Origin of the sequence: Hydrogenophaga intermedia (genome assembly GCF_023715105.1) — a bacterium.
Classification (GTDB): Bacteria; Pseudomonadota; Gammaproteobacteria; order Burkholderiales; family Burkholderiaceae_C; genus Hydrogenophaga; species Hydrogenophaga intermedia_A.
Window position 1 is genome coordinate 1 of sequence record NZ_JAMBNO010000136.1, and the last position, 255, is coordinate 255.

Consider the following 255-nt stretch of genomic DNA (forward strand, 5'->3'; position numbering starts at 1 on the left):
GGCCAAAGACCGCAGTTGTGCTTCGGCCGTTGATCAGGGATCAGGGCCTCGAGGACCGAGTCTTCCGAGGTCGAACCGGTGAGCCCATGACCAGGTTCGGCGTGCATCGCGTCGTGACGGTGTGCGCTGAGCTTGCCGCGCAGCGCGTCCCGTCTATGCGAGACAAACGCATAAGCCCGCACATCCTGCGCCACACGACCGCCGTCCATCTGCTGCGCTCCGGCGTAGACCTGAACACGATTCGTGCCTGGCTCG

1 pseudogene is annotated in these 255 nt (G+C 64.7%); it reads left to right on the top strand.

From position 1 onward, the window contains the following. Positions 1 to 86 precede the first annotated feature (86 nt). Positions 87 to 255: pseudogene (locus M3149_RS23270) on the top strand (tyrosine-type recombinase/integrase); the annotation flags it as partial.